The sequence below is a fragment of the Vibrio sp. 10N.286.45.E10 genome (assembly GCF_002874195.2).
GTDB classification, from domain to species: domain Bacteria; phylum Pseudomonadota; class Gammaproteobacteria; order Enterobacterales; family Vibrionaceae; genus Vibrio; species Vibrio crassostreae.
In genome coordinates this window covers 485,005-509,658 of the sequence record NZ_MCWD02000001.1, presented here as the reverse complement: position 1 = coordinate 509,658, position 24,654 = coordinate 485,005, and the positions used below count along the sequence as shown (strand labels likewise).

Genomic DNA, 24,654 nt, shown 5'->3' with positions numbered 1-24,654 from the left:
AATGGGCGATTTGCTCCCTTAAATTAAACTAACGATCGAGCGAACATATAATGAGTAAGAAACTGCTAATTAAAACTTGGGGCTGTCAGATGAATGAATACGATTCATCAAAAATGGCCGACCTGCTTAACGCTGCAAATGGCTATGAGCTAACTGAAGTACCTGAGGAAGCAGACGTACTACTATTGAATACTTGTTCTATCCGCGAAAAAGCACAAGAAAAAGTATTCCACCAGCTTGGTCGTTGGAAAACGCTTAAAGATAAGAAAGAAGGTGTGGTGATCGGTGTGGGTGGCTGTGTAGCGACTCAAGAGGGTGATCACATTCGTCAACGTGCACCTTACGTAGACGTTATCTTTGGCCCACAAACACTGCACCGTCTGCCAGAGATGATTAAATCATCACTGTCTAACGAAAAGCCAGTAATGGACATCTCTTTCCCAGAGATCGAAAAGTTCGATAACCTGCCTGAGCCAAAAGCTGAAGGTGCGACGGCATTTGTTTCTATCATGGAAGGTTGTTCTAAATACTGTACTTACTGCGTTGTACCATACACACGTGGTGAAGAAGTTAGCCGTCCAATGGATGATGTACTGTTCGAAGTGGCTCAACTTGCAGAGCAAGGCGTACGTGAAGTTAACCTACTAGGTCAGAACGTAAACGCATACCGCGGTCCAACACACGAAGGCGATATCTGTTCATTCGCAGAACTGCTTCGTCTTGTTGCTTCTATCGATGGTATCGACCGTATTCGTTTCACAACTAGCCATCCGCTTGAGTTTGGTGACGACATCATTGAAGTTTACAAAGATACTCCTGAACTAGTGAGCTTCCTTCACCTGCCAGTACAAAGTGGTAGTGACCGTATTCTTACGATGATGAAGCGTCCACACACGGCTATCGAGTACAAGTCTATTATCCGTAAACTGCGTAAAGCTCGTCCTGATATTCAAATCAGTTCTGACTTTATCGTTGGTTTCCCTGGTGAGTCTAAACAAGACTTCCAAGATACAATGAAGTTAATTAAAGAAGTTGATTTCGATATGAGCTTCAGCTTTGTTTTCTCTCCTCGTCCGGGTACGCCAGCGGCAGATTACCCATGTGACGTACCAGCACAAGAGAAGAAAGATCGTCTATACGAACTGCAACAAACGGTAAACACACAAGCTATGCGCTTCTCTCGTCTAATGCTAGGCACAGAGCAACGTATCCTTGTTGAAGGTCCATCAAGAAAGAACCTAATGGAACTTCGCGGCCGTACAGAAAACAGCCGTGTTGTGAACTTCGAAGGTTCTGCAGACCTAATCGGCCAGTTCGTAGATGTGAAGATCACTGAGGTTTACACCAACTCACTACGTGGTGAGCTAGTTCGCACAGAAAAAGACATGGGTCTACGCGTTGTTATGACTCCAGCAGAAATGATGGAAAAAACAAAACGTGAAGACGAGCTAGGTGTAGCGACATTTACACCGTAGGCAATACAACTGTTTGAGCACAAAGCGCAAACACAAAGCTTGAAATTACCTAACTAAGTGACCATCTTAGAAATAGGGATATCACAATCAAAAGCCCGGTCTAAATCGGGCTTTTTGCTCTTTGTTTTATTTAAGAGCGAGTGGCACAAAATGAGAGGCTAATTTGAGCAATAAAATCGTTACCTTAGAGATAAATCTAGAGCCAGCCGACAACAAGCGCTTGGCTAGCTTATGCGGACCATTCGACGACAACATCAAACACCTTGAGCGTCGTCTTGGCGTTGAGATTAATTACCGAAGCAACTTCTTCACCATCGTTGGTAAGCCTCACACAGCAGCCGCTGCTTTAGACATCATCAAACACCTCTATGTTGAAACGGCTCCAGTTAAAGGCAACATAATCGATATCGAACCAGAGCAAGTGCATCTGGCGGTCACCGAATCTGGCATTTTGGAACAACACGTCGAGTCTGAAATCGACTACGGCAAAGAAGTGACCATTAAGACTAAAAAAGGCGTCATCAAACCTCGTACGCCAAACCAAGCACAGTACCTAATGAACATGGTCACCCATGACATCACCTTTGGTATTGGGCCAGCAGGTACAGGTAAAACCTATTTAGCCGTTGCAGCAGCAGTTGATGCACTTGAACGCCAAGAGGTTCGCCGGATCCTACTGACTCGCCCTGCTGTAGAAGCCGGTGAGAAGCTTGGGTTCCTACCGGGTGATTTAAGCCAGAAAGTCGACCCATATTTGCGCCCACTTTACGATGCACTGTTTGAGATGCTCGGTTTTGAACGTGTTGAAAAGCTAATTGAACGTAACGTGATTGAAGTCGCTCCACTGGCTTACATGCGTGGACGTACACTAAATGATGCATTTATCATTCTTGATGAGAGCCAAAACACCACGGTAGAACAGATGAAAATGTTCTTAACCCGTATCGGTTTTAATTCGCGTGCAGTTATCACAGGTGACATTACGCAAATCGATTTACCTCGTGGAGCGAAGTCTGGTCTTCGTCATGCAACTGAAGTGCTGAGTGAAGTGGATGACATCAGCTTTAATTTCTTCATGTCTGAAGATGTGGTTCGTCACCCTGTTGTTGCTCGTATCGTCAACGCCTACGAGAAATGGGAAGCGAAAGACCAGAAAGAGCGCAAAGAGTTTGAAAAGCGTAAACGTGAAGAGCGCGAAGCCAAACTTCTTGAGGCTCAGCAGGCAGTTACGACACAATTAGCAACACAAAATAGTTCTGTGATTACAGAACAAGGTGATAAATAGATGTCTATTGAACTAGACCTGCAAATAGCAGTCGAAAATGAGCAAGGTCTTCCAACTGAGCAAGATATTCAGCTTTGGTTGGACAAGACAATTCCTCAGTTTCAAGAGAACGCTGAGTTGACGGTTCGTATCGTTGATATGCAAGAAAGCCACCAGCTCAATCATGAATACCGTGGCAAAGACAAGCCAACTAACGTGCTGTCTTTTCCATTCGAGGCACCTCCAGGGATCGAGCTAGATCTGCTAGGCGACCTCATTATCTGCCGTCAAGTTGTCGAAAAAGAAGCAGAAGAGCAAAGTAAGCCTCTGCTAGCACACTGGGCTCATATGGTTGTACATGGCAGTCTGCATCTGCTAGGTTATGATCATATCGAAGATGATGAAGCTGAAGAGATGGAATCACTCGAGACAGAAATCATGCAAACTATGGGGTTTGAAGACCCGTATATTCTAGAAAAGTAAATTGATTCTAGTAAAGTAGGTTGCAGAGAAACAATAACTCATCGAACCTGTGATTTCCGCAGGAATCTGAGTTGTAACGTGTGCTATCACACTTCTGATAGCGTTATTTTTTGAGAAATCATGAACGAAGGTAACCCCCCCACTTCTGAGGGAAGTAAAAAATCTGAAGGTCCGAGTAGAAAGTCCTTCTTTGAACGCCTAGGCCAACTATTTCAAGGTGAAGTAAAAGATCGCCAAGAGCTCGTGGATGTAATCCGCGACTCAGAAATTAATGACCTAATTGACCACGACACGCGCGACATGCTCGAGGGTGTAATGGAAATTTCAGAGATGCGAGTACGCGATATCATGCTGCCTCGCTCTCAAATGGTTACAGTTGAACGCACCGATGATTTAGATACATTGATTGCGCTTATTACTGATGCTCAACACTCTCGCTACCCAGTGATCAGTGAAGATAAAGACCATGTTGAAGGCATTCTATTAGCGAAGGACCTACTTAAGTATTTGGGTTCAGAAAGTGCCCCATTTGATATCGAACAAGTGATTCGCCCTGTCGTAGTTGTTCCTGAAAGTAAGCGAGTTGATCGCCTGCTTAAGGAGTTCCAAGAAGAGCGTTACCACATGTCTATCGTTGTCGATGAGTTTGGCGGAGTTTCTGGCCTAGTAACCATTGAAGATATCCTCGAAGAAATCGTTGGTGAAATTGAAGACGAGTTCGACGATGAAGAAGAGTTAGATATTCGTAAGCTGAGTAAGCATACCTTTTCTGTAAAAGCTTTAACCACTATTGAAGAGTTCAACGATACGTTTAACACTGCCTTTAGTGATGATGAAGTAGATACAGTAGGCGGCATGGTTATGACAGCACTCGGTCACCTGCCGGTTCGTGGCGAAATTGTAGAAATTGAAAACTACCATTTCAAGATAACATCAGCAGATAACCGTCGTGTAATTCAGCTACAGGTAACCATTCCTGACGAACAGCCTCTTCCGACTATCGAAGAATAACAACTTCTCTCTAAAGAGATGACAGAAATTAGATGACTAAGACCTTTATTCATCGCCTATTACGGCCGCTTGCGGCCGTTTTTGTTGGCGCTATAACCACCCTTTCATTCGCTCCATACTCCATATGGCCTCTTGCTATTCTCAGCCCAGCTTTGTTGCTGTTACTGATCCACAACCGCTCTCCTAAAAGCGCGCTTTGGATTGGCTACGCATGGGGTTTAGGCCAATTCACGACAGGTATCAGCTGGGTATACGTCAGCATTGATGGTTTTGGTGGCATGCCACTGGCGGCTAATCTATTTTTGATGGCATTGCTCGTTGGCTACCTAGCTGTTTATTCAGGTCTGTTTACCTGGAGTTTGAACAAGTTCTTCCCTGTTAATAATCTAAGCCGCTTTTTCCTCGCTGCTCCAGCATTGTGGTTAGTCAGTGATTGGCTACGTGGATGGGTAATGACGGGCTTCCCTTGGCTTTGGTTGGGCTACAGCCAAATCGATTCGCCATTAAGTTCGTTTGCACCGATTGGCGGCGTAGAGCTAGTAACTCTAGCGATCATTGTTTCAGCCTCTGCATTCGCTTATGCGATTGTTAACAGGGCTTGGAGTATCGCTATCATTCCCGCCGTCGTATTTAGCGCAGGTTTTGGTATTCGAAATATCGATTGGGTCACGCCGAACCCGGAAAAAACTACGTCAGTCGTTTTAATACAAGGCAACGTCGATCAAGACAGTAAATGGCTACCAAGTCATCGCTGGCCGACCATGATGAAATACACCGACCTCAGCAGAGAAAACTGGGATGCGGATATCATCATCTGGCCTGAAGCCGCTATTCCTGCTTTTGAAGTCGAGATACCCTCTTTTCTGCGCAACTTAGACAGCGCTGCTAAGATGAATAACAGCTCAATCATCACAGGTGTACTGAATCAGTCTGAAGACAAGAAGTACTACAACAGCGTTCTCTCACTTGGTGTAAACCCATACGGTGAATACAGCTACGATCCAGACGAGCGCTATCATAAACATCACCTACTGCCATTTGGTGAGTTTGTACCGTTTGAGGACATATTGCGCCCATTGGCACCATTCTTTAACTTGCCAATGTCTTCGTTCAGTCGTGGTGATTTCATCCAACCAAACATCGTGGCCAACGGTCGTCATCTTGCGCCTGCGTTGTGTTACGAGATCATCTTTAATGATCAAGTTAGACAGAATGTGACTGATGAGACTGACTTTATCCTCACGCTCTCCAACGATGCGTGGTTTGGTCGTTCGATTGGGCCATTGCAACATATGGAAATCGCACAAATGCGGGCTCTGGAGCTTGGTAAGCCGCTTATTCGCTCTACCAACAATGGTGTGACGGCGGTGACAGATTACAAAGGCAACATCATCAAACAAGTGCCTCAGTTTGAAACGGCCGTATTAAAAGCTGAACTCATTTCAACGGATGGTCAAACGCCTTATCACACAATAGGTACTTGGCCACTGTATATATGGGCGATGCTCAGCTTGGTGATTGGTTGGCTAATAAGAAAGCCAAAAAGCTAGATTCGAGATTCGAGATTCGACGAAAGGTGATTGGAGGGTTGACTGACTGGGTCAACCCTTTTTATTGCTGTGGTTTTACGTTGATACTGTATTATGGTTCAGGAGCTTACGGCTTAAGGGCTTTACGACTAAACCCTTTAGAACCACATTTAATGCATGGAATGATATTGGTTGGGTGGTTATATTCAGTTTGGTGACCACACTCGTCACATACCAAGGTTCCTAAGCCTATGACTTCACCCGCTTGATACAGCCCCTGATGTTCTAAATCTTGGAACAGTTCAACCCACTCCACCTTAGTGCGGTCAGTGATATCCAACAGTCCTTGCCAAATAGAGTCTGCAATCATCAAATAGAATTGACCACTTTTACTCTCTTCATAGCTTTCAGAAAACTCTTTTAAGTCCGACTTCACGTAGGCAGAAATCAGCGATAGTTCATCTTTGGTCATGTCGTTGGCTGCTTTCGCATACTTGCCTGACGTTTCGATTTTGTTGTTGAGCTCTTCAGGACTATGCTTCAGCGTTTCAATCACCTCTTCGACTACTTCTTCATAGAGCGCTTTTTTCTTCGGCATAACAACCTCCTTAAGATAACCAACCTTTTAGTGAGCAAACGGGTGCGCTGCAATGCACTCCCGCTCACAAACAAATGCAATTCATACTCTTAAGTATAGTTGCCCTGCGAAATTCAGTGAAAATTACACAATCTACTAGGTAGCAACTGCAAGTATGAAGGGTATAACTATTGTTGTACTCAGCTCCTTTAGGTATTCTATGACGATCTGTAAGATTCTGTTCTAACCGAACTCACAAATTCCAAGATAACCGGATACCATCGATGCAAGAACAATATAACCCGCAAGAGATTGAACAAAAGGTTCAACAACACTGGGATAACAGCGAAACTTTCGTTGTAAGTGAAGACCCAAACAAAGAAAAATTCTACTGTCTTTCTATGTTCCCTTACCCAAGTGGCCGACTGCACATGGGTCACGTGCGTAACTACACCATCGGTGATGTGGTATCTCGTTTCCAACGTCTACAAGGCAAAAACGTAATGCAGCCAATTGGTTGGGATGCATTCGGCCTACCTGCAGAAAACGCAGCTGTTAAAAACAACACAGCGCCTGCACCATGGACTTACGAAAACATTGAGTACATGAAAAACCAGCTTAAACTTCTAGGCTTTGGTTACGACTGGAACCGTGAATTCGCAACATGTACTCCAGAGTACTACCGTTGGGAACAAGAGTTCTTCACTAAGCTTTACGAAAAAGGCCTGGTTTACAAGAAGACATCTTCTGTTAACTGGTGTCCAAACGACCAAACAGTACTAGCAAACGAGCAAGTAGAAGACGGTTGCTGCTGGCGTTGTGATACTCCAGTAGAGCAAAAGAAAATTCCACAGTGGTTCATTAAAATCACGGAGTACGCTCAAGAGCTACTAGACGATCTCGACAACCTTGAAGGTTGGCCTGAAATGGTTAAGACCATGCAGCGCAACTGGATCGGCCGCTCTGAAGGTGTTGAGCTGTCTTTCGCTGTCAACGGCGAAGAAGCGCCACTGGAAGTTTACACAACTCGTCCAGACACACTGATGGGTGTTTCTTACGTGGGTATCGCTGCAGGTCACCCTCTTGCAGAGAAAGCATCGAAGAACAACCCAGAGCTTGCTGCATTCGTTGAAGAGTGTCGTAACACTAAAGTTGCTGAAGCTGAACTAGCAACGATGGAAAAGAAAGGTATGGATACTGGCCTAACGGCTATCCACCCTCTTAACGGTCGTGTTGTTCCTGTTTACGTAGCAAACTTCGTTCTTATGGATTACGGCACAGGTGCGGTAATGGCGGTTCCTGCTCACGATCAACGTGACTACGAATTCGCAACTAAGTACGGCATCGACATTATCCCAGTAATCAAACCTGAAGACGGTTCTGAGCTAGATGTGTCTGAAGCGGCTTACACCGAGAAAGGCGTATTGTTCGATTCTGGTGAGTTCGATGGTCTTGCGTTCCAAGAAGCATTCGATGCAATTGCTGCGAAGCTTGAAGCTGAAGGTAAAGGTAAAAAGACAGTAAACTTCCGTCTACGTGACTGGGGTATATCTCGTCAGCGTTACTGGGGTGCTCCAATCCCAATGGTAACCACTGAAGACGGTGAAGTTCACCCTGTCCCAGCAGACCAATTACCAGTAATTCTTCCTGAAGATGTGGTAATGGATGGCGTAACTAGCCCAATCAAGGCAGACAAATCTTGGGCTGAGACAACGTTCAACGGCGAACCAGCTCTACGTGAGACTGACACGTTCGATACGTTTATGGAGTCTTCTTGGTACTACGCACGTTACTGTTCACCACAAGCAGACGACATTCTAGATCCAGAGAAAGCAAACTACTGGCTACCAGTTGACCAATACGTTGGTGGTATCGAGCACGCTTGTATGCACCTGCTTTACTCTCGTTTCTTCCACAAGCTTCTACGTGATGCTGGTTACGTGACGTCTGACGAACCGTTCAAGCAACTACTATGTCAAGGCATGGTTCTGGCTGACGCTTTCTATCACGAAAACGAAAAAGGCACCAAAGAGTGGATTGCACCGACTGACGTAACGGTTGAACGTGACGGTAAAGGTCGCATCGAAAAAGCAGTCGACGATCAAGGCCGCGAAGTTGAGCACTCAGGCATGATCAAAATGTCTAAGTCTAAGAACAACGGTATCGACCCACAAGAGATGGTAGACAAGTACGGCGCTGATACAGTACGTCTATTCATGATGTTTGCATCACCTGCAGACATGACGCTTGAGTGGCAAGAGTCTGGCGTTGAAGGAGCTAACCGCTTCCTTAAACGTGTTTGGAAATTGGTTCACGCTCATTCTTCTAAAGGTGCAGCTGAATCTGTTGACGCTTCTGCGCTATCTGGCGACCAAAAAGCACTTCGTCGTGATATCCACAAGACTATCGCGAAAGTAACGGACGATATTGGCCGCCGCCAAACGTTCAACACAGCTATCGCTGCAATCATGGAACTAATGAACAAGCTAGCGAAAGCACCTCAAGAGTCTGTACAAGATCGTGCAATTCTTGATGAAGCGCTAAAAGCAGTAGTTCGTATGCTTTACCCTATGACTCCACACATCTCTTACGAAATGTGGATTGCACTTGGTGAATCAAACGTAGACTCAGCAACATGGCCAACTTTCGATGAGAAAGCGCTAGTTGAAGACGAGAAGACTATCGTTGTCATGATCAACGGTAAGCTACGTGCGAAGCTAACGGTTGCTGCTGACGCGACAGAAGAGCAAGTTCGTGAACTTGGTCTAAACGATGAGAACGCTAAGAAGTTCCTAGATGGCCTAACGATTCGTAAGGTTATCTTCGTTCCTGGTAAGCTTCTAAACATCGTTGCTAACTAATTTCGTTAGTACAGTGCAATTGCTAAAGAATTAACGAACTTAATTCATCAAAAGCAGTCTGTAGACAGGGTAGCTAATTGCCCTGTCTACTTATTTAAGCGCTTTAGATTTGAGCCTAACAACTCAATCTAGCTAAAGCCTTTAAATAAGTATTCTACCTTCATGAGAGCCATCAAATAATGCGCCTGATTTCACTATCTTCATTGAAAGTTACTATTGTTGTTTTAACCGTCAGCCTGTTAAGTGCGTGTGGTTTCCACCTGCGTGGTGATTACTCCGTACCAGAAGAACTCAACAAGATCTCCGTAACCAGTTATGACCAATACAGTACGTTTACACGTATGGTGAAAGGTCAGCTACGCATGAATGATGTAGAAATCGTGCCACCTGCTGAAAATACCCCTAACCTACACATTATTAGTGAGAGCGTTGGTGAGCGTACCCTTTCTCTATACCAAAACACTCGTGCTGCTGAAATTGAACTTACGTTTTATGCTTCGTATCGCGTAACTATCCCAGACCTTGGCTCAAAGACATTCTCAACCAGTGTAACCCGTAGTTATCTAGACAACCCACTGACTGCACTTGCGAAGTCGGTTGAACGAGACATGATTGAAGATGAGATGCGCAAGTTGGCAACAAGCCAAATCCTACGTCAAATGGCTCGACTAAAAGCGAACATCGCAGCTGATAGCATGGATTTAGAAGCGTTAGAACACGTTCAAGTGAAAGAGCTCGAAAAGCAATACAACATCAAGAATGTTGAAATTGACGACGTTGAGATCGTACCGGCTTCAGAAGAGCAACCAACACTTAGCGAACCGGCTGAGTAATAGGTTTATTTGATGCGTATTTTTGCTGACCGCTTATCAGAGCAACTTGCTAAACAGCTAATCAGTGTTTACCTCATTTTTGGTAACGAGCCTCTGCTATTACAAGAAAGCCGAGAAGCAATTCAAAAAGCTGCAAAACAACAAGGTTTTGAAGAACGTCACCGCTTTGCTATTGATAGCAGCCTCGACTGGAATCAAGTCTACGACTGCACTCAAGCACTGAGCCTGTTCTCTAGCCGTCAAGTCATCGAACTTGAATTACCAGAGTCAGGCGTCAATGCCGCGATAGCAAAAGAGCTACTCGCGATCTCCGAGCATATCCACAGTGATATCCTATTGATCTTGGTCGGCACTAAGCTAACCAAAGCTCAAGAGAGCGCGAAGTGGTTTAAGGCGCTCTCGAATCAAGGTCACTGGGTCAGTTGCTTGACTCCAGATGTCAGTCGACTTCCTCAGTTTGTCCAAGCTCGCTGCCGTCAAATCGGTTTGACGCCAGATCCTGAAGCGATTCAAATGCTGGCACAATGGCATGAGGGTAACCTATTTGCACTAACCCAAAGCCTAGAAAAACTGGCTCTCCAATACCCAGATGGAAAGCTCACACTAGTACGCTTAGAAGAATCGCTGAGTCGCCATAACCATTTTACTCCATTCCATTGGAGTGATGCGTTATTAGCAGGCAAAGGAAACCGAGCACAACGGATCCTGCGTCAGCTAGAAGCCGAGGGTATAGAGCCAGTCATTTTACTGCGTAGTATCCAACGTGAACTTGCCCTGTTGTTGCAAATGCAGCAACAAATGAAACAGATGCCGATTGGTCAAGTCTTCGACAAACACCGCATCTGGCAATCTAAAAAGCCTCTTTATAACGCCGCGCTAACAAGAGTTTCGATTTCTCAATTACACTCTTTGTTCGCGTTGCTCACCCAAGCTGAATTGATGACAAAGACTCAATATGAGCAGTCGCCTTGGCCACTAATTCATCAGTTAAGCGTAGAGTTTTGTATCCCTTCAGCTTCAATACCATTTCACGCATAAAAGCGTGGTATATTCTAGGGTCAACAGCCCCTAAAAAGCTAAATTCAGATTAAAGGAACACCCCGTGTTACGTGAAGAACTAAAAGATTTTCTTGCAGACAAAGCCGACGACATGAAAGCAGAATCGATTGTGACTATCGATGTAGAAGGCAAATCAAGTGTGACTGATTACATGATTGTTTGTACTGGCACCTCTAAGCGCCATGTTGCTTCTATTGCACAGCATGTTGCTGATGAAGTACGTAAAGCAGGCATGCAACCACTAGGCATGGATGGCCAGCAAGAAGGTGAATGGGTTGTTCTAGATATGGGCACAAGCATGCTCCACGTTATGCAAGAAGAGCATCGTGAACTGTACCAACTAGAAAAACTTTGGGGCTAAGCTTTGAAGATCCAGTTAATCGCAGTTGGTACAAAAATGCCAAAGTGGGTTGAAGAAGGCTTTAAAGAATATAAACGCCGCTTCCCTCATGATATGCCATTAGAACTCATTGAAATCACTGCGGGTAAACGCGGTAAAAATGCGGATATTGCACGTATTCTTCAAAAAGAAGGCGAAGCAATGTTGGCAGCGGTTCCGAAAGGTAACCGCATTGTCACGCTTGATATCCCAGGTAAAAAATGGGATACCCCTCAGCTGGCAGAGCAATTGGAAAGTTGGAAATTGGATGGACGCGACGTTTCTATCCTTATTGGCGGGCCTGAAGGACTAGCACCTGCATGTAAAGCGGCAGCAGATCAAAGTTGGTCTCTATCGGCACTTACTCTCCCTCACCCATTAGTACGCGTTATCATGGCTGAAAGCTTGTATCGAGCTTGGAGCATCACTGCTAACCACCCTTATCATCGAGAATAAGCGTTAATGTTACGTAAACGTAGCCAAATCCGTGACTACAAAGCAGAAGCACGACTATTTACTAGCCGTGCTTTTGTTGCGTTTGCAGGGATCATAGTGATGATGTCGATGTTGGTTATGAATCTTTACAACATTCAAATCAACCAATATCAGGACTATAAAACCCGCTCTAACGACAACCGTATCAAGGTCGTTCCAATCGCACCCAACCGAGGTTTGATTTACGATCGCAACGGTGTACTTCTTGCTGAAAACCGCCCTGTTTTCAATCTAGAAATCACACCAGAAAAAATAAAAGATATGGATGACACGCTCGCCCGCCTACAAGCGTTAATCGAGGTCCCACCAGAACGTGTCGAGCGTTTTAATCGTGATCGTCGTAATTCACGACGCTTCAAGTCAGTACCGATTCTGAACCAACTTACAGAAGAACAGGTTGCGGTCTTTTCTGTAAACCAACATAAGTTCCCTGGTGTTGAGGTCACTGGCACGTTAAAACGTTTTTACCCTTATGGTGATGTGCTGACTCACGTTATTGGTTATGTATCGCGCATCAATGACCGTGATATGCAGCGCCTAGCACGAGAAGAGAAAGACGCCAATTACCAAGCGACTCGCGACATCGGTAAACTTGGCATTGAACGCTACTACGAAGACATGTTGCACGGTACCGCTGGCTATCAAGAAGTCGAAGTAAACAGCCGTGGACGAGTGATCCGTACCCTTAAGTTTGTACCTTCGGTTCCGGGTAAAGATATCGTGCTCAACTTGGACATCAAGCTACAACTATACGTACATAAGTTACTTGATGGCCGCCGTGGTTCAGCTATCGTTCTCGACCCGAAAGACAATGGCGTGTTAGCTATGGTATCTAGCCCAAGCTACGACCCAAATGCATTTGTACATGGTATATCCTCTAAAGGTTACAACGCACTGCTTCAAGACAAAGACCGACCTTTAGTTAACCGTGCAACGCTAGGTATTTATCCACCAGCATCGACGATCAAGCCATTCATTGCTGTTGCGGCTTTGCAAGAAGGTGTCATTACACCGAATACCACACGTAACGACCCTGGCTACTGGAAGATCCCGAACTCTAAAACCAGACCATTCCGTGACTGGTTGCGTTGGGGGCACGGTGTCGTTGATATAGAGAAAGCGATTGAAGAGTCAGTGGATACTTTCTTTTACCAAATTGCTTATGATCTCGGAATTGACCGCATATCCAAATGGATGATGATGTTCGGCTTTGGTGACTACACTGGCATCGATATTTATGAAGAAAGCAAAGCCAATATGCCAACTCGTGATTGGAAAATGGCAAGACACCGTGTGCCTTGGTACCAAGGTGACACCATCCCTGTTGGCATTGGACAAGGCTACTGGACAGCAACACCAATGCAGATTGCAAAAGCCACATCAGTTTTGGTGAATGAAGGTGAAGTAACAGCCCCTCATCTACTTCGTTCAACCATTGATAACGGCCGCCCATTCGATGAACAAATTATGTCGGATATTGAAACTTACCCACCGCTAACCGGAGTTAAGAAGAAGTATTGGGACATCGCTCAGGAAGGTATGAGGCTGGCTAACCACGGTAAGAAAGGCACCGCAAGACGTTCATTCCAGAAGATGTCTTACCAAACTGCTGGTAAATCGGGTACCGCGCAGGTATTCGGCTTAAAAGAAGATGAAGAGTACAACGCGGATGAAATCGCAGAGCACTTACGCGATCACGCCCTCTTTACGGGTTACGCGCCTTTTGAAGATCCTGAAGCAGTCGTGACTATCGTTCTAGAGAACGCAGGTGGCGGTTCGTCTAACGGCGGACCAGTAGTAAGAAGAATTTTAGACCATATTATCCTTGCAGAAGATTATCAAAGTGAGCCAATTAAATAATGAAACTTGATCCTTCAACTGGACGAAATAGAGCCCTATTCGAAAGGCTGCATATCGACCTGCCGCTTTTGCTCGGCATTCTGGTTTTAATGGGCTTTGCCCTACTGATCATGTACAGCGCAAGCGGACAAAGTCTTGCTATGATGGATCGCCAAGCAATGCGTATGGCTCTATCTTTAGGTGTGATGATCTTCCTAGCGCAAATCTCACCTCGCACTTATGAGACCTTGGCACCACTGCTGTTTGCTGGTGGTGTCATCTTACTATTAGGCGTGTTGTTCTTTGGTGAAGCCTCGAAAGGTGCCCAGCGTTGGTTAAACTTCGGCTTTGTTCGATTCCAGCCCTCAGAGCTATTAAAGCTTGCAGTGCCTTTGATGCTGGCACGATTTATCGGTAAGCGTTCACTTCCACCTACCTTCCAAACATTAGCGATCTCGCTAGTGATGGTATTTGTACCGACGATTCTAATCGCAAAGCAACCCGACTTAGGTACATCTATCCTTATCGCCGCATCCGGTATCTTCGTGATATTCCTGGCAGGTATCAGTTGGAAAATCATTGCTAGTGCGGCAATCGCGTTGGGGGCGTTTATCCCAATCTTATGGTTCTTCTTGATGCGTGAATATCAAAAAGTACGTGTAAGAACCCTTTTTGACCCTGAATCAGATCCATTAGGTGCGGGTTACCACATCATTCAAAGTAAGATTGCGATAGGTTCTGGTGGTATATCAGGAAAAGGTTGGCTGCAAGGCACTCAATCTCAACTAGAGTTCATCCCAGAGCGCCACACCGACTTCATTTTTGCGGTAATTGCCGAAGAGTGGGGCATGATTGGTATCTTGTTCTTGCTTGCTATCTATTTGTTTATTATTGGACGTGGCTTAGTGCTTGCTAGCCAAGCTCAAACCGCATTCGGCCGAATGATGGGCGGCAGTATTGTACTGAGCTTCTTCGTCTACATTTTTGTAAACATTGGCATGGTAAGTGGCATTCTACCTGTGGTTGGTGTTCCTCTTCCTCTAGTCAGTTATGGCGGTACTTCAATGGTTACCCTTATGGCTGGTTTTGGTATTTTAATGTCAATCCATACACACAGAAAAGCATTCTCAAAGGCGACCTAATCGATGTCTATTACAACGTTCTCAAAAAAAGCATCCCTGGTTGATGAGCTGCCATTCAAAAAAATAGCCTCTATCTTAGGGCTAGCGATTTTAATCAATGGCTGTTCTTCACATAAGCCAACAGGTCGCTACGATATTGATTCAGATATTGCGCCAGACGCACCGATCTCGGTAGAGCATTTAGAAGATGCTCACCCTCAGTATGAACCTTATAGTTTAGGTGGTAACACGGATTACACTCTGCGTGGCGAAGACTATAAGATCGTCAAGGAGACGGAAGGATTTACCGAGAAAGGAAAAGCCTCTTGGTACGGTAAGAAATTTCATGGTCATTTAACGTCTAATGGCGAAATCTACGACATGTATTCGATGTCTGCAGCACACAAAACATTGCCGATTCCAAGCTACGTAAAAGTGACCAATACCGACAATAACAAAACCACGATTGTTCGTATCAATGATCGTGGTCCATTCCATGAAGGCCGAATCATTGACCTTAGTTATGCGGCCGCTTACAAGCTCGATGTATTAAGAACCGGCACTGCAAATGTTGAGATAGAAGTCATTACTGTAGCTATGCCAACCGACGCTAAGAAAAAGGCCGCTTTGCCACAATTTATTATTCAAGTTGCCACATCTCCACATGAAGATAGAACAGAGAAGTTAGCTAAAGATCTAGCCGAAAAACTAGAAGTAGCAACGTTCTTGCAGTCAAATGATGACAACTACCGTCTGATGATTGGGCCATTTCATGACTATGCTCTGACTCAAGAAAAATTAGAACAAGTTAAGCTAATGGGTTACCCGTCAGCTTATATAAAAAAACACACCCTAACTCGCTAATTAATCTAACAGTTACTTCTGGTAATCAGCGCTCTGGTGTGACAGAGTGATTCTGTTAATATATGAATAGTTCACCAAATAATTGCATTCAAAATGATTAAATCTAATAAACTTGTTAAATCGATTTTTGCTACTTCTGTTGCTCTTTCTGCAACGATAGCTACATCGTCATTCGCCGCTCCTATTGTTGTTCCTGATGCACCTCAAATCGCCGCTAAAGGTTTTGTTCTGATGGATTACCATTCAGGCAAAGTACTAGCAGAGAAAGAGATGAATACTCAACTTTCTCCAGCAAGTTTAACCAAGATGATGACGAGCTACGTAATTGGCCAAGAGCTAGAGCGTGGCAACATCAACTTAAACGACGATGTTGTAATCAGTGAAAATGCTTGGGCTAAAAACTTCCCAGATTCATCTAAGATGTTCGTTGAAGTAGGTACAACGGTTAAAGTTGAAGAACTGAACCGCGGTATCATTGTTCAGTCAGGTAACGATGCTTGTGTTGCCATGGCTGAACACATCGCCGGCTCTGAAGATGCATTCGTTGACCTAATGAACGCATGGGCAAGCTCTATCGGTATGAAAGACACGCACTTTGCTAACGTGCACGGTCTAGACAACCCGAACCTATACTCAACGCCTTACGATATGGCGCTACTTGGTCAGGCGCTGATTCGTGACGTTCCTGATGAGTACCGTATCTACTCGCAGAAAAAATTCACTTACAACGGCATCACCCAATACAACCGTAACGGTCTGTTATGGGATAAGAGCATGAACGTTGATGGCATCAAAACGGGCCACACAAGCAATGCAGGTTACAGCCTAGTAAGCTCAGCGACCGAAGGCAAAATGCGCCTAGTTGCTGTAGTTATGGGCACCAAGAATGCTAATGCTCGTAAAACAGAAAGCAAAAAACTGCTTAGCTACGGCTTCCGTTTCTTCGAAACAGTGGCGCCACATACAGCGGGTGAAACCTTCGTAGAAGAGAAAATCTGGATGGGTAGCAAGGACACAGTTGCGCTAGGTGTCGATGAAGATACTTTCGTAACTCTACCTCGTGGCCAAGCTAAGAACCTAAAAGCAAGCTTCGTACTTGAGAAAGAGCTAGAAGCGCCAATCAGCAAAGGCGATGTAGTTGGTAAACTATTCTACCAAGTCGACGGTGAAGACGTTGCTGAATACCCACTACTAGCACTTGAAGATGTAGACCAAGGCAGCCTATTCAGCCGCCTATGGGACTACCTAGTTCTTCTGTTCAAGGGTTTATTCTAAACCAGCCAAAGGTTTGTTCTAAGTAAAACCTAAGCTTGTTGTATAGCTAACCTAATGAGTAAGTTCATGATTTACTCATTAGTGAGCCAAAAGCCGCCATGTGCGGCTTTTGTTGATCTTGAGTTCAGTGATATTTACACGTAATATTCCGCCTTATTACTCGTGTCTGTTGACCGAACACGCTTTTTATCGACATTTCGCCAATTTGCGAGAGTCTAGCCTTTTGGAGCTAATCATGAACATCAATTCTGATGCAAAACTAAAAGATCTCTTAGAGTTCCCTTGTTCATTTACTTACAAAGTAATGGGCCACGCTAAGCCAGAACTAACAGAGCTAGTGCTAGAAGTGATCCAGCGTCATGCTCCTGGTGACTACAGCCCAACACTAAAACCGAGTGCGAAAGGTAACTACCACTCTGTTTCTATCAATATTACTGCGACTTCAATCGAGCAAGTAGAAACTCTTTATAAAGAACTGGGCGAGATCGAAATCGTTCGTATGGTTCTGTAATCTCCGATTACACATCAAAAACAGCGGCTTATTGCCGCTGTTTTTGTTTAAAGCCCCCTAACGAGTTCAAATTCATTCAACTTAATTTTCAATAAATACAAAGAAAGTTGAAAAACCTTGCAGTCCGTCTGTAGTTAGAATCATGTTTCGCGTTTATAATGCGTTCACTTTATTAATCCTTGAGGGAGTGCAGCTTTGCAAAATAAGCTAATCGTAAAAAAATTAGGCCGTCAGGATTACGAACCTGTATGGAAAGCCATGCATAAGTTCACAGACGAACGCACGGAAGAAGACGTAGACCAAGTTTGGTTGGTTGAACACAACCCTGTCTTCACTCAAGGACAAGCAGGCAAAGCTGAGCATGTATTAAATGCCGGTGATATCCCTGTGATACAAAGCGATCGCGGTGGCCAAGTGACTTACCACGGCCCAGGCCAATTAGTTGCTTACTTTCTGATTAACATCCGCCGCAAGAAATTCGGAGTACGTGATTTGGTTACTCATATCGAGAACCTCGTAATCAATACTCTGAAAGCTTACAATATAGATTCAGCTGCCCGACCTGACGCTCCTGGTGTTTATGTCGATGGCAAAAAAATCTGTTCACTCGGATTACGTATTCGACGTGGCTGCTCGTTCCACGGGCTAGCACTTAACGTCGATATGGACCTGTCTCCATTCCTACGTATTAACCCATGCGGTTACCAAGGTATGGAAATGGCGCAGGTAAGCCAACTTGGCGGACCAAGTGAACTGGAAAACGTTGAGCAACAGTTAATACAAGAGCTCGTAGAGCTACTCGGCTATGACCAAGTAGACATTCAAGCCACCAGTAACATTACAGCAGAAGCATAAAATCATGAGCAAACCAATCCAAATGGAAAAAGGCGTTAAATATCGTGACGCTGACAAAATGGCATTAATTCCCGTAAAGAATATGCCTGCTGAACAGAAAGAAGTTCTACGTAAGCCTGAATGGATGAAGATTAAACTTCCTTCAGACAGCCATCGTATTCAAGAAATCAAATCAGCAATGCGCAAAAACAACCTGCACTCAGTTTGTGAAGAAGCGTCTTGCCCTAACCTAGCCGAGTGTTTCAACCACGGTACGGCAACGTTTATGATTCTTGGCGCTATCTGTACTCGTCGCTGCCCGTTCTGTGATGTTGCCCATGGTCGTCCTGTTGCTCCTGAAGCAGAAGAGCCGAAGAAACTGGCTAAGACGATTAAAGACATGAAACTGAAGTACGTAGTAATCACTTCAGTTGACCGTGATGACTTGCGTGACGGCGGTGCTCAGCACTTTGCTGACTGTAACCGTGAGATTCGCGAGCTAAACCCAAATATTCGTATCGAAACACTGGTTCCAGACTTCCGCGGTCGTATGGATGTTGCGCTTGATCTAATGAAAGACAACCCGCCAGATGTTTTCAACCACAACCTAGAGACAGCACCACGTCTATACCGTAAAGCGCGTCCAGGTGCGAACTACAAGTGGTCTCTTGATCTACTGAAGAAATTCAAAGAACAGCACCCTGATATCCCAACAAAATCAGGTGTGATGATGGGTCTTGGTGAGACGAAAGAAGAGATCGTTCAAGTACTGAAAGACCTTCGCGAACATGGTGTGACTATGCTGACACTAGGCCAATACCTAGCACCAAGCCGTCACCACTTACCAGTAGAACGCTACGTGCCGCCTTCTGAGTTCGATGAACTAAAAGAGATTGCTCTAGAGCTTGGCTTCACTCACGCAGCGTGTGGCCCGTTTGTACGCTCTTCTTACCATGCAGATCTACAAGCTCAAGGTATGGAAATTAAGTAATCACGATTGCTTAACTAAAAATACAAAGGCGCTGAATATTATGTTCAGCGCCTTTTTTCTATCTTCTTGGTGCCGCTAAAAACAACAAAGCCACTCATTAAGAGTGGCCTTGAATAGCAAATATAATGATGTAGCCGTCAGCTGGTCACTATCCGAAAGAAGCCCAAATAACCGTTGCCACCAAGATTGGGCAGACAAATTTCACATACATTGGCCAAACTTTACCAAACCAACCCAGTTGAAAATCAGGGCAGCCTTGCTCAAGCTCTCTCACTTTTGAAGCTCGGCTCCACACCCAGCCACCAAACAGGCAAAACATCAATGCCGCTACAGGTTGAAGGTATTGAGTTGCAATCATCGCTACCATGCCAAACATCGCAGCAAAGTTGTAAACAATCACCACACTAAACAGCGCGATAGCACCACCAATCACCCAGCTTGTTGGCGTTCGTCTAGTATTGAAACGCTCACTCACTAGCGCTACCGGGCCTTCAAGCATCGAGATAGAAGAAGTCAGTGCAGCAATCGTTAGTAGTAAGAAGAAGACAATTGCGAAGATCTGACCAAGCACACCTAAACTATCAAACATCAACGGCAGAACCGTGAATACTAGCGTGTCAGAACTTAATAGTGAGCCGTCTTCCGCGTAGATTTGAACGCCTTTTTGCATCGCAACAAACATTGCAGGCATCACCACTAGTCCAGCAATAAAAGCGACAGCAGTATCAACCAAAGTAACGTTCATTGCCATTTTTGGCAGGTTTTCTTTCTTACTTAAGTAAGAGCCATAAACCAACATTGAGCAGCCACCAATGGTGAGCGAAAAGAAACCCTGCCCCATTGCCGCCAGAATCAGTTTTCTATCCCACACTTTCTCAAAGTCTGGAACGAGGTAATGTTTTAGGCCTTCCATTGCACCAGATTGCGTCATGATGTAAACAAACAATAAGCCAAATAAAACAAACAGCGCAGGCATCAAACGAGTCGACCACTTCTCGATACCTTGCTTAACACCGCCCTGTACAATCAAGATAGTCAGTACATAGAACGCGACGGTACCAAATACGTTGCGCTCAACACTGAAGCCTTTAAACCAATCAGCAGCAGCCTCTAGACCAATCAGATCCGCAACAGCTCCAATTAGGAAGCAGATCAACCAACCGCCAACAATGCTATAAAAGGCTAGCACTGCACTTGGAACACTCAATCCAATCCAACCGACAAACTCACCGACTTTCTTACCCAAAGGGTTTGTCGTCAACGAGCGCATGCTATCAACTGGATTTGCTTGGCCGTGACGGCCGATAGCCATCTCTACCACCAGCATAGGGAAAGCAACCACGAAGATCATGATCAAATAGACCAAAAGGAAAGCACCGCCACCGTTGCTGGCAACTTGAGTCGGGAAACCCCAAATATTACCCAAGCCAACCGCTGCACCAGCCGCTGCTAAAATAAAGCCTAAACGAGAGCTAAAGTGCTCTCTTGAAGAGGAAGATTGTTGGTCCATATTGCCCGCATTAAAAATCAGTGAACTAGTTGAGAAGTACAGTAATAAAAAGCAATGATAGGCACAACCAATAAATGAACAATTCTCTGATTTTTACAATCAATGCGCTATTTAGAACCACAAAATTAACAAATAACCAGTCTTATCATTCAATCATAAGCAATAAAGCAAAGTGGCGGGCTTGAGAAGGGAATGGATTAACATAGAGATAAATACTCGTTGCGTGGTTCCATTTATACAAACAAAAAGAGCACCAACCGGTGCTCTTGCTATTCATCATTAGATTCAAATTAAATTGTGAATACTTGGTAATCTTTTAGGTTCGGAATAATTTCATGCAGTTCTTGCTCTTGCTCTGCCATCTCATCAAGTGAATCACAGAACTCAGTGCCTTCTTCTTCCATTTGCTGAGCATGTTCTTTCATTCGCTCTTCAACTTTCAGCTTTAATTCAGCCATGCTGTCAGCCAATTCAGTCAGGTTTAGGCCACCGTCTTGTTTCATCTTTTCTGACATCGCATTAAAAGCGCTAGATATAAATTCTTGGTTAAAGATTTCTTTCGCCTTCTCGAAATCTTCAGACCAGCCATTGGCCATCGAATCAAAGCTTTCTGCTGGTAACACTAACTCACCATCTTTGTAGTAACGCGCTTCCAGTTCTGCAAAGTAGGTTTTCATTGATTCTTTTACATTATCAAACGACTCAGGCGAATCTAGGCTAGCGGCGATATCATCAATCACATCATTGGCTAATGCGAGACTTTCGCTCGCCATCTGCTTAGCTCGCGGCAAATACTCACTCATACTTTCACGATACTTTTCAATTGCCGCTTGTTGGTCAGCATCGAGCTCAACTTTCTCTCCATGGATATAGAGGTCATTGTTTTCATCGAAGACCGCAGTATCGCCATTCACCTGATGGATTTCGACTTTTTGGTCATCGATTCGTAATTCATTCTTCAAATCAACGCGACACTGAGCAGCAAAAGTTGGCAGGCTCACAACAGAGATTACCGCTGTTAACGATGCGATTAATAGATTGTTTTTCATAAATACATTGCTTTTCATAACATCCTCTCATCAATCTGACGAATTACTATACCTTGGGTTTATGCTTCTTTGTCAGAGCAACGTCTTATATTCCTTAGCCAATTATTCAGCAAACCGATACCACTTCGTAGCAAAACTGTTTATCAGCAACTTTAAATTCAATTTCATCACCGACTTCTTTACCCATTAACGCCTGACCAAAAGGTGCATTTGCCGTCACGATAGCGACTTCATTATCATTCCACGTGACAGCCAGTCCCCCAACTCTCGGCCCCATAAAGAAGTGTTTATATTGGTCATGCTCATCAATCACCACCACATAGCTACTCACAGTAATTTTTTCACTGTCACGCAATACAAGATTTCGGTAACACTGAATATCATCTTCACACTCTTGCACTCTCACCGCTTGACCATGGGCAAGGTACGAGGCTTCTAGAGCCAAGGTGTCGTACTTGTGCTCTGGTACTGTCTCTTCATCTGTCGCAGCGTCAATCGCACGTTGAGTGGCAGATTGTGCGATACGCAATCGGGATTCGAGTTGCTCTATGATTATTTGGCGAAGCTCAGACTTATTCATACTATTGGGGTGCTTTTCTATAGGAGCTACAGAATAGAATTAGGTACAATCAGGTGCAAGACATTTGATTCATCAAGCGACGCTATCATGAATAGGCGCCCGCTTTAGCATCAATACGACACTTAATAACTCAGGTAGAACATAAATGATTGAGCAGAAACTAAAACAAGTATTCGGATTCGACTCACTGCGTAATGGACAAAAGCAAGTCATTGATAATGTTCTATCTGGTCACTCAACTGCGGCCATATTTCCTACAGGCTCAGGTAAATCCCTGTGTTATCAATTACCAGCATTAGAATTGCCGCACTTAACCTTAGTGATATCACCGCTGTTAGCCTTGATGAAAGACCAACTGGCTTTCCTGCACAGTAAAGGCATTAGCGCAGCTGCAGTCGAATCAAGCCAAGACAGACAAACCACACAACAGGTCATGCAGTCGGTACGTAACGGCGACACAAAGATCCTCATGATCTCCGTTGAACGCTTGAAGAACGAGCGCTTTCGTCAGTTTATCTCTCAAGTGCCGATCTCACTGCTTGTGGTCGATGAAGCGCACTGTATTTCAGAATGGGGACACAACTTCAGACCCGATTACCTGAAGCTTCCTCAATATCAGAAACAGCTCAATATTCCTCAAGTGCTGCTACTGACAGCAACCGCGACGACATCTGTTATTCAAGATATGAAGTCGAAGTTTGAAATTGATGAGGAGCGCGTTGTGGTTACGGGGTTCTATCGTCAAAACCTCGACCTGTCGATTCAACCTTGCGAACAAACCAGCAAGCTAGAAACCTTGTGCAATGTCGTCAACCAAGCTTCTCTCGCTCCGACTATTGTTTATGTCACCCTTCAACAAACAGCAGAGATGGTGGCTCAGCAACTTCGAAACGCTGGCGTTAATGCCGTGGCTTACCATGCGGGTCTTAAGCCTGAAAACCGAGATGCAATTCAACATCAATTCATGAATGATGAAGTGAGCTGTATCGTGGCAACCATTGCGTTTGGTATGGGCGTAGATAAGTCCAACATTCGCCGAGTGATTCACTTTGATTTACCAAAATCGATCGAGAACTACTCACAAGAGATCGGCAGAGCGGGACGAGATGGACAAGCTTCTGAGTGTATATTGCTCGCGAACAAACACGGCTTGAGCACACTAGAGAACTTTGTATTTGGCGATACTCCAGACAACATATCGATCCAGGCAGTATTAAAAGAGATCTACGAAAATCAAAACATTGGCGCTTCTGGTTGGAACCAATGGGAGATCATGCTTAACCAACTATCACGTGAATCCAACATTCGTCAGTTACCGCTAAAAACACTGCTGGTGTATCTCGAAATTGAAGGTGTGATTGAGCCGAAGTACAGCTACTTCGCAGACTACAAATTTAAGTTCATTCGCCCGAAACAGCAAATCACCGAACAGTTCCAAAGCGAACGTCGTCAATTTGTCGAAGCGATTTTCCAATGCTCTCCTCAGGCAAGAGTGTGGTGCCAAGTCGACTTCGATGCGCTTTGGACTCATTTCCAAGCTGATCGTCAGCGCGTGATTGCGGCTATCGACTACTTCAATGAACAAGGTTGGATTGAACTGGAAAGCAAGCAGATCACAGATGTCTATGCGATTCACAATACCTCAGAAGATATGATGCAGCTGTCAGAGCGTCTAACTGAGTTGTTTAAGGTAAAAGAGAACAGTGAAATCAATCGTCTTAATCAGATGCTGAGCTTCTTTGAAGCCGACACCTGCCTAAGCTCGCGCCTTGCAAGTTACTTTGCCGATGATAAGGCGCCAGCAAACTGCGGTCATTGCTCTGTATGTCGAGGAGAAGTGGCAATCTTACCAACCGTTGATGTTGAACCTGTCGATGATGAGACGGTGATGACATGGATACATGAGTTTATTTCGACTAGCCAACAACTGATTACCGACGAGGCAATTACTCGCTTCTTATGTGGAATCGCTACCCCGCTTTCAACCAAACTCAAAGCCAGCAAAATGGTTGGTTACGGCAAGCTAGAGCAGCAACCGTTCAGTGATACCTTAGCGCGAGTAAAACAGCTTCCTAGATAAGCCAACTTCCATACTTAGGTAAAAACCGATTAGG

General features: G+C 44.7%; 22 protein-coding genes. 18 read left to right on the top strand and 4 right to left on the bottom strand.

Going from position 1 to position 24,654, the window contains the following annotated elements:
* Positions 1-50: 50 nt before the first annotated feature.
* The 5 genes from miaB to lnt all read left to right on the top strand — a co-directional run bounded on the left by miaB (position 51) and on the right by lnt (position 5,783).
* The gene (gene miaB, locus BCU34_RS02100; protein ID WP_012603385.1) at positions 51-1,475 is read left to right on the top strand and encodes a tRNA (N6-isopentenyl adenosine(37)-C2)-methylthiotransferase MiaB; all 1,425 of its coding nucleotides are present in this window, start codon (positions 51-53) and stop codon (positions 1,473-1,475) included.
* A 163-nt stretch (positions 1,476-1,638) separates the two neighbouring features.
* On the top strand, positions 1,639-2,760 hold the full coding sequence (locus tag BCU34_RS02095) for a PhoH family protein (RefSeq protein WP_048663673.1): 1,122 nt from the start codon (positions 1,639-1,641) through the stop codon (positions 2,758-2,760).
* Entirely contained in the window at positions 2,761-3,222 is a 462-nt protein-coding gene (ybeY, locus tag BCU34_RS02090) for an rRNA maturation RNase YbeY (RefSeq protein WP_102432279.1), read from the top strand. It abuts the gene before it with no gap.
* Between the two features lie 120 nt (positions 3,223-3,342).
* Positions 3,343-4,233, top strand: coding sequence for a CNNM family magnesium/cobalt transport protein CorC (gene corC, locus BCU34_RS02085; protein ID WP_012603382.1), 891 nt, complete (start codon positions 3,343-3,345; stop codon positions 4,231-4,233).
* Between the two features lie 32 nt (positions 4,234-4,265).
* Entirely contained in the window at positions 4,266-5,783 is a 1,518-nt protein-coding gene (lnt, locus tag BCU34_RS02080; RefSeq protein ID WP_102432278.1) for an apolipoprotein N-acyltransferase, read from the top strand.
* A gap of 106 nt (positions 5,784-5,889) precedes the next feature.
* On the opposite strand, the gene BCU34_RS02075 is transcribed toward lnt, so the two are convergent.
* A complete protein-coding gene (locus tag BCU34_RS02075; RefSeq protein WP_102480764.1) occupies positions 5,890-6,360 on the bottom strand; it encodes a zinc ribbon-containing protein in 471 nt (156 codons plus the stop codon).
* 263 nt (positions 6,361-6,623) lie between these two features.
* Here BCU34_RS02075 and leuS point away from each other — a divergent pair, with 263 nt between their 5' ends.
* The 12 genes from leuS (at position 6,624) to lipA (ending at position 19,401) form a co-directional block, all read left to right on the top strand.
* Positions 6,624-9,200, top strand: a complete 2,577-nt coding sequence (leuS, locus tag BCU34_RS02070; protein WP_102480763.1) for a leucine--tRNA ligase — start codon at positions 6,624-6,626, stop codon at positions 9,198-9,200.
* A gap of 179 nt (positions 9,201-9,379) precedes the next feature.
* On the top strand, positions 9,380-10,033 hold the full coding sequence (gene lptE, locus BCU34_RS02065) for an LPS assembly lipoprotein LptE (RefSeq protein ID WP_102480762.1): 654 nt from the start codon (positions 9,380-9,382) through the stop codon (positions 10,031-10,033).
* A 12-nt stretch (positions 10,034-10,045) separates the two neighbouring features.
* Positions 10,046-11,071 (top strand): DNA polymerase III subunit delta, encoded by a 1,026-nt coding sequence (holA, locus tag BCU34_RS02060; protein ID WP_102480761.1) that lies wholly within the window; start codon positions 10,046-10,048, stop codon positions 11,069-11,071.
* Positions 11,072-11,135: 64 nt separating this feature from the next.
* Positions 11,136-11,453, top strand: coding sequence for a ribosome silencing factor (gene rsfS / locus BCU34_RS02055; protein WP_004735247.1), 318 nt, complete (start codon positions 11,136-11,138; stop codon positions 11,451-11,453).
* A gap of 3 nt (positions 11,454-11,456) precedes the next feature.
* Positions 11,457-11,927, top strand: a complete 471-nt coding sequence (gene rlmH / locus BCU34_RS02050; protein WP_004735246.1) for a 23S rRNA (pseudouridine(1915)-N(3))-methyltransferase RlmH — start codon at positions 11,457-11,459, stop codon at positions 11,925-11,927.
* A gap of 6 nt (positions 11,928-11,933) precedes the next feature.
* Complete coding sequence (gene mrdA / locus BCU34_RS02045) at positions 11,934-13,826, top strand: penicillin-binding protein 2 (protein WP_102432275.1); 1,893 nt, start codon at positions 11,934-11,936, stop codon at positions 13,824-13,826.
* The gene (gene rodA / locus BCU34_RS02040) at positions 13,826-14,947 is read left to right on the top strand and encodes a rod shape-determining protein RodA (RefSeq protein WP_048607962.1); all 1,122 of its coding nucleotides are present in this window, start codon (positions 13,826-13,828) and stop codon (positions 14,945-14,947) included. The genes mrdA and rodA overlap by 1 nt, the downstream gene beginning before the upstream one ends.
* Before the next feature lie 3 nt (positions 14,948-14,950).
* On the top strand, positions 14,951-15,790 hold the full coding sequence (locus BCU34_RS02035; RefSeq protein ID WP_102480760.1) for a septal ring lytic transglycosylase RlpA family protein: 840 nt from the start codon (positions 14,951-14,953) through the stop codon (positions 15,788-15,790).
* Positions 15,791-15,883: 93 nt separating this feature from the next.
* Positions 15,884-17,065 (top strand): serine hydrolase, encoded by a 1,182-nt coding sequence (locus tag BCU34_RS02030; protein ID WP_017067140.1) that lies wholly within the window; start codon positions 15,884-15,886, stop codon positions 17,063-17,065.
* Between the two features lie 232 nt (positions 17,066-17,297).
* On the top strand, positions 17,298-17,576 hold the full coding sequence (gene ybeD / locus BCU34_RS02025; RefSeq protein ID WP_026084358.1) for a DUF493 family protein YbeD: 279 nt from the start codon (positions 17,298-17,300) through the stop codon (positions 17,574-17,576).
* A 195-nt stretch (positions 17,577-17,771) separates the two neighbouring features.
* A complete protein-coding gene (gene lipB / locus BCU34_RS02020) occupies positions 17,772-18,431 on the top strand; it encodes a lipoyl(octanoyl) transferase LipB (RefSeq protein WP_004737632.1) in 660 nt (219 codons plus the stop codon).
* Between the two features lie 4 nt (positions 18,432-18,435).
* Positions 18,436-19,401, top strand: a complete 966-nt coding sequence (gene lipA / locus BCU34_RS02015; protein ID WP_017059920.1) for a lipoyl synthase — start codon at positions 18,436-18,438, stop codon at positions 19,399-19,401.
* 148 nt (positions 19,402-19,549) lie between these two features.
* On the opposite strand, the gene BCU34_RS02010 is transcribed toward lipA, so the two are convergent.
* The 3 genes from BCU34_RS02010 to BCU34_RS02000 form a co-directional block, all read right to left on the bottom strand.
* Entirely contained in the window at positions 19,550-20,911 is a 1,362-nt protein-coding gene (locus tag BCU34_RS02010) for a sodium-dependent transporter (protein WP_102432273.1), read from the bottom strand.
* Positions 20,912-21,201: 290 nt separating this feature from the next.
* A complete protein-coding gene (locus tag BCU34_RS02005; protein WP_102480759.1) occupies positions 21,202-21,978 on the bottom strand; it encodes a YggN family protein in 777 nt (258 codons plus the stop codon).
* Positions 21,979-22,066: 88 nt separating this feature from the next.
* Positions 22,067-22,540 (bottom strand): GreA/GreB family elongation factor, encoded by a 474-nt coding sequence (locus tag BCU34_RS02000; protein WP_102480758.1) that lies wholly within the window; start codon positions 22,538-22,540, stop codon positions 22,067-22,069.
* 145 nt (positions 22,541-22,685) lie between these two features.
* On the opposite strand from BCU34_RS02000, the gene BCU34_RS01995 reads away from it, so the two are divergent.
* Positions 22,686-24,620 (top strand): ATP-dependent DNA helicase RecQ, encoded by a 1,935-nt coding sequence (locus BCU34_RS01995; protein WP_102480757.1) that lies wholly within the window; start codon positions 22,686-22,688, stop codon positions 24,618-24,620.
* Positions 24,621-24,654 lie beyond the last annotated feature (34 nt).

Coding starts and splice junctions, on each gene's coding strand:
- miaB (WP_012603385.1), top strand. CDS start 51: ATGAGTAAGAAACTGCTAATTAAAACTTGGGGCTGTCAGATGAATGAA.
- ybeY (WP_102432279.1), top strand. CDS start 2,761: ATGTCTATTGAACTAGACCTGCAAATAGCAGTCGAAAATGAGCAAGGT.
- corC (WP_012603382.1), top strand. CDS start 3,343: ATGAACGAAGGTAACCCCCCCACTTCTGAGGGAAGTAAAAAATCTGAA.
- lnt (WP_102432278.1), top strand. CDS start 4,266: ATGACTAAGACCTTTATTCATCGCCTATTACGGCCGCTTGCGGCCGTT.
- BCU34_RS02075 (WP_102480764.1), bottom strand. CDS start 6,360: ATGCCGAAGAAAAAAGCGCTCTATGAAGAAGTAGTCGAAGAGGTGATT.
- leuS (WP_102480763.1), top strand. CDS start 6,624: ATGCAAGAACAATATAACCCGCAAGAGATTGAACAAAAGGTTCAACAA.
- lptE (WP_102480762.1), top strand. CDS start 9,380: ATGCGCCTGATTTCACTATCTTCATTGAAAGTTACTATTGTTGTTTTA.
- holA (WP_102480761.1), top strand. CDS start 10,046: ATGCGTATTTTTGCTGACCGCTTATCAGAGCAACTTGCTAAACAGCTA.
- mrdA (WP_102432275.1), top strand. CDS start 11,934: ATGTTACGTAAACGTAGCCAAATCCGTGACTACAAAGCAGAAGCACGA.
- rodA (WP_048607962.1), top strand. CDS start 13,826: ATGAAACTTGATCCTTCAACTGGACGAAATAGAGCCCTATTCGAAAGG.
- BCU34_RS02035 (WP_102480760.1), top strand. CDS start 14,951: ATGTCTATTACAACGTTCTCAAAAAAAGCATCCCTGGTTGATGAGCTG.
- BCU34_RS02030 (WP_017067140.1), top strand. CDS start 15,884: ATGATTAAATCTAATAAACTTGTTAAATCGATTTTTGCTACTTCTGTT.
- lipA (WP_017059920.1), top strand. CDS start 18,436: ATGAGCAAACCAATCCAAATGGAAAAAGGCGTTAAATATCGTGACGCT.
- BCU34_RS02010 (WP_102432273.1), bottom strand. CDS start 20,911: ATGGACCAACAATCTTCCTCTTCAAGAGAGCACTTTAGCTCTCGTTTA.
- BCU34_RS02005 (WP_102480759.1), bottom strand. CDS start 21,978: ATGAAAAGCAATGTATTTATGAAAAACAATCTATTAATCGCATCGTTA.
- BCU34_RS02000 (WP_102480758.1), bottom strand. CDS start 22,540: ATGAATAAGTCTGAGCTTCGCCAAATAATCATAGAGCAACTCGAATCC.
- BCU34_RS01995 (WP_102480757.1), top strand. CDS start 22,686: ATGATTGAGCAGAAACTAAAACAAGTATTCGGATTCGACTCACTGCGT.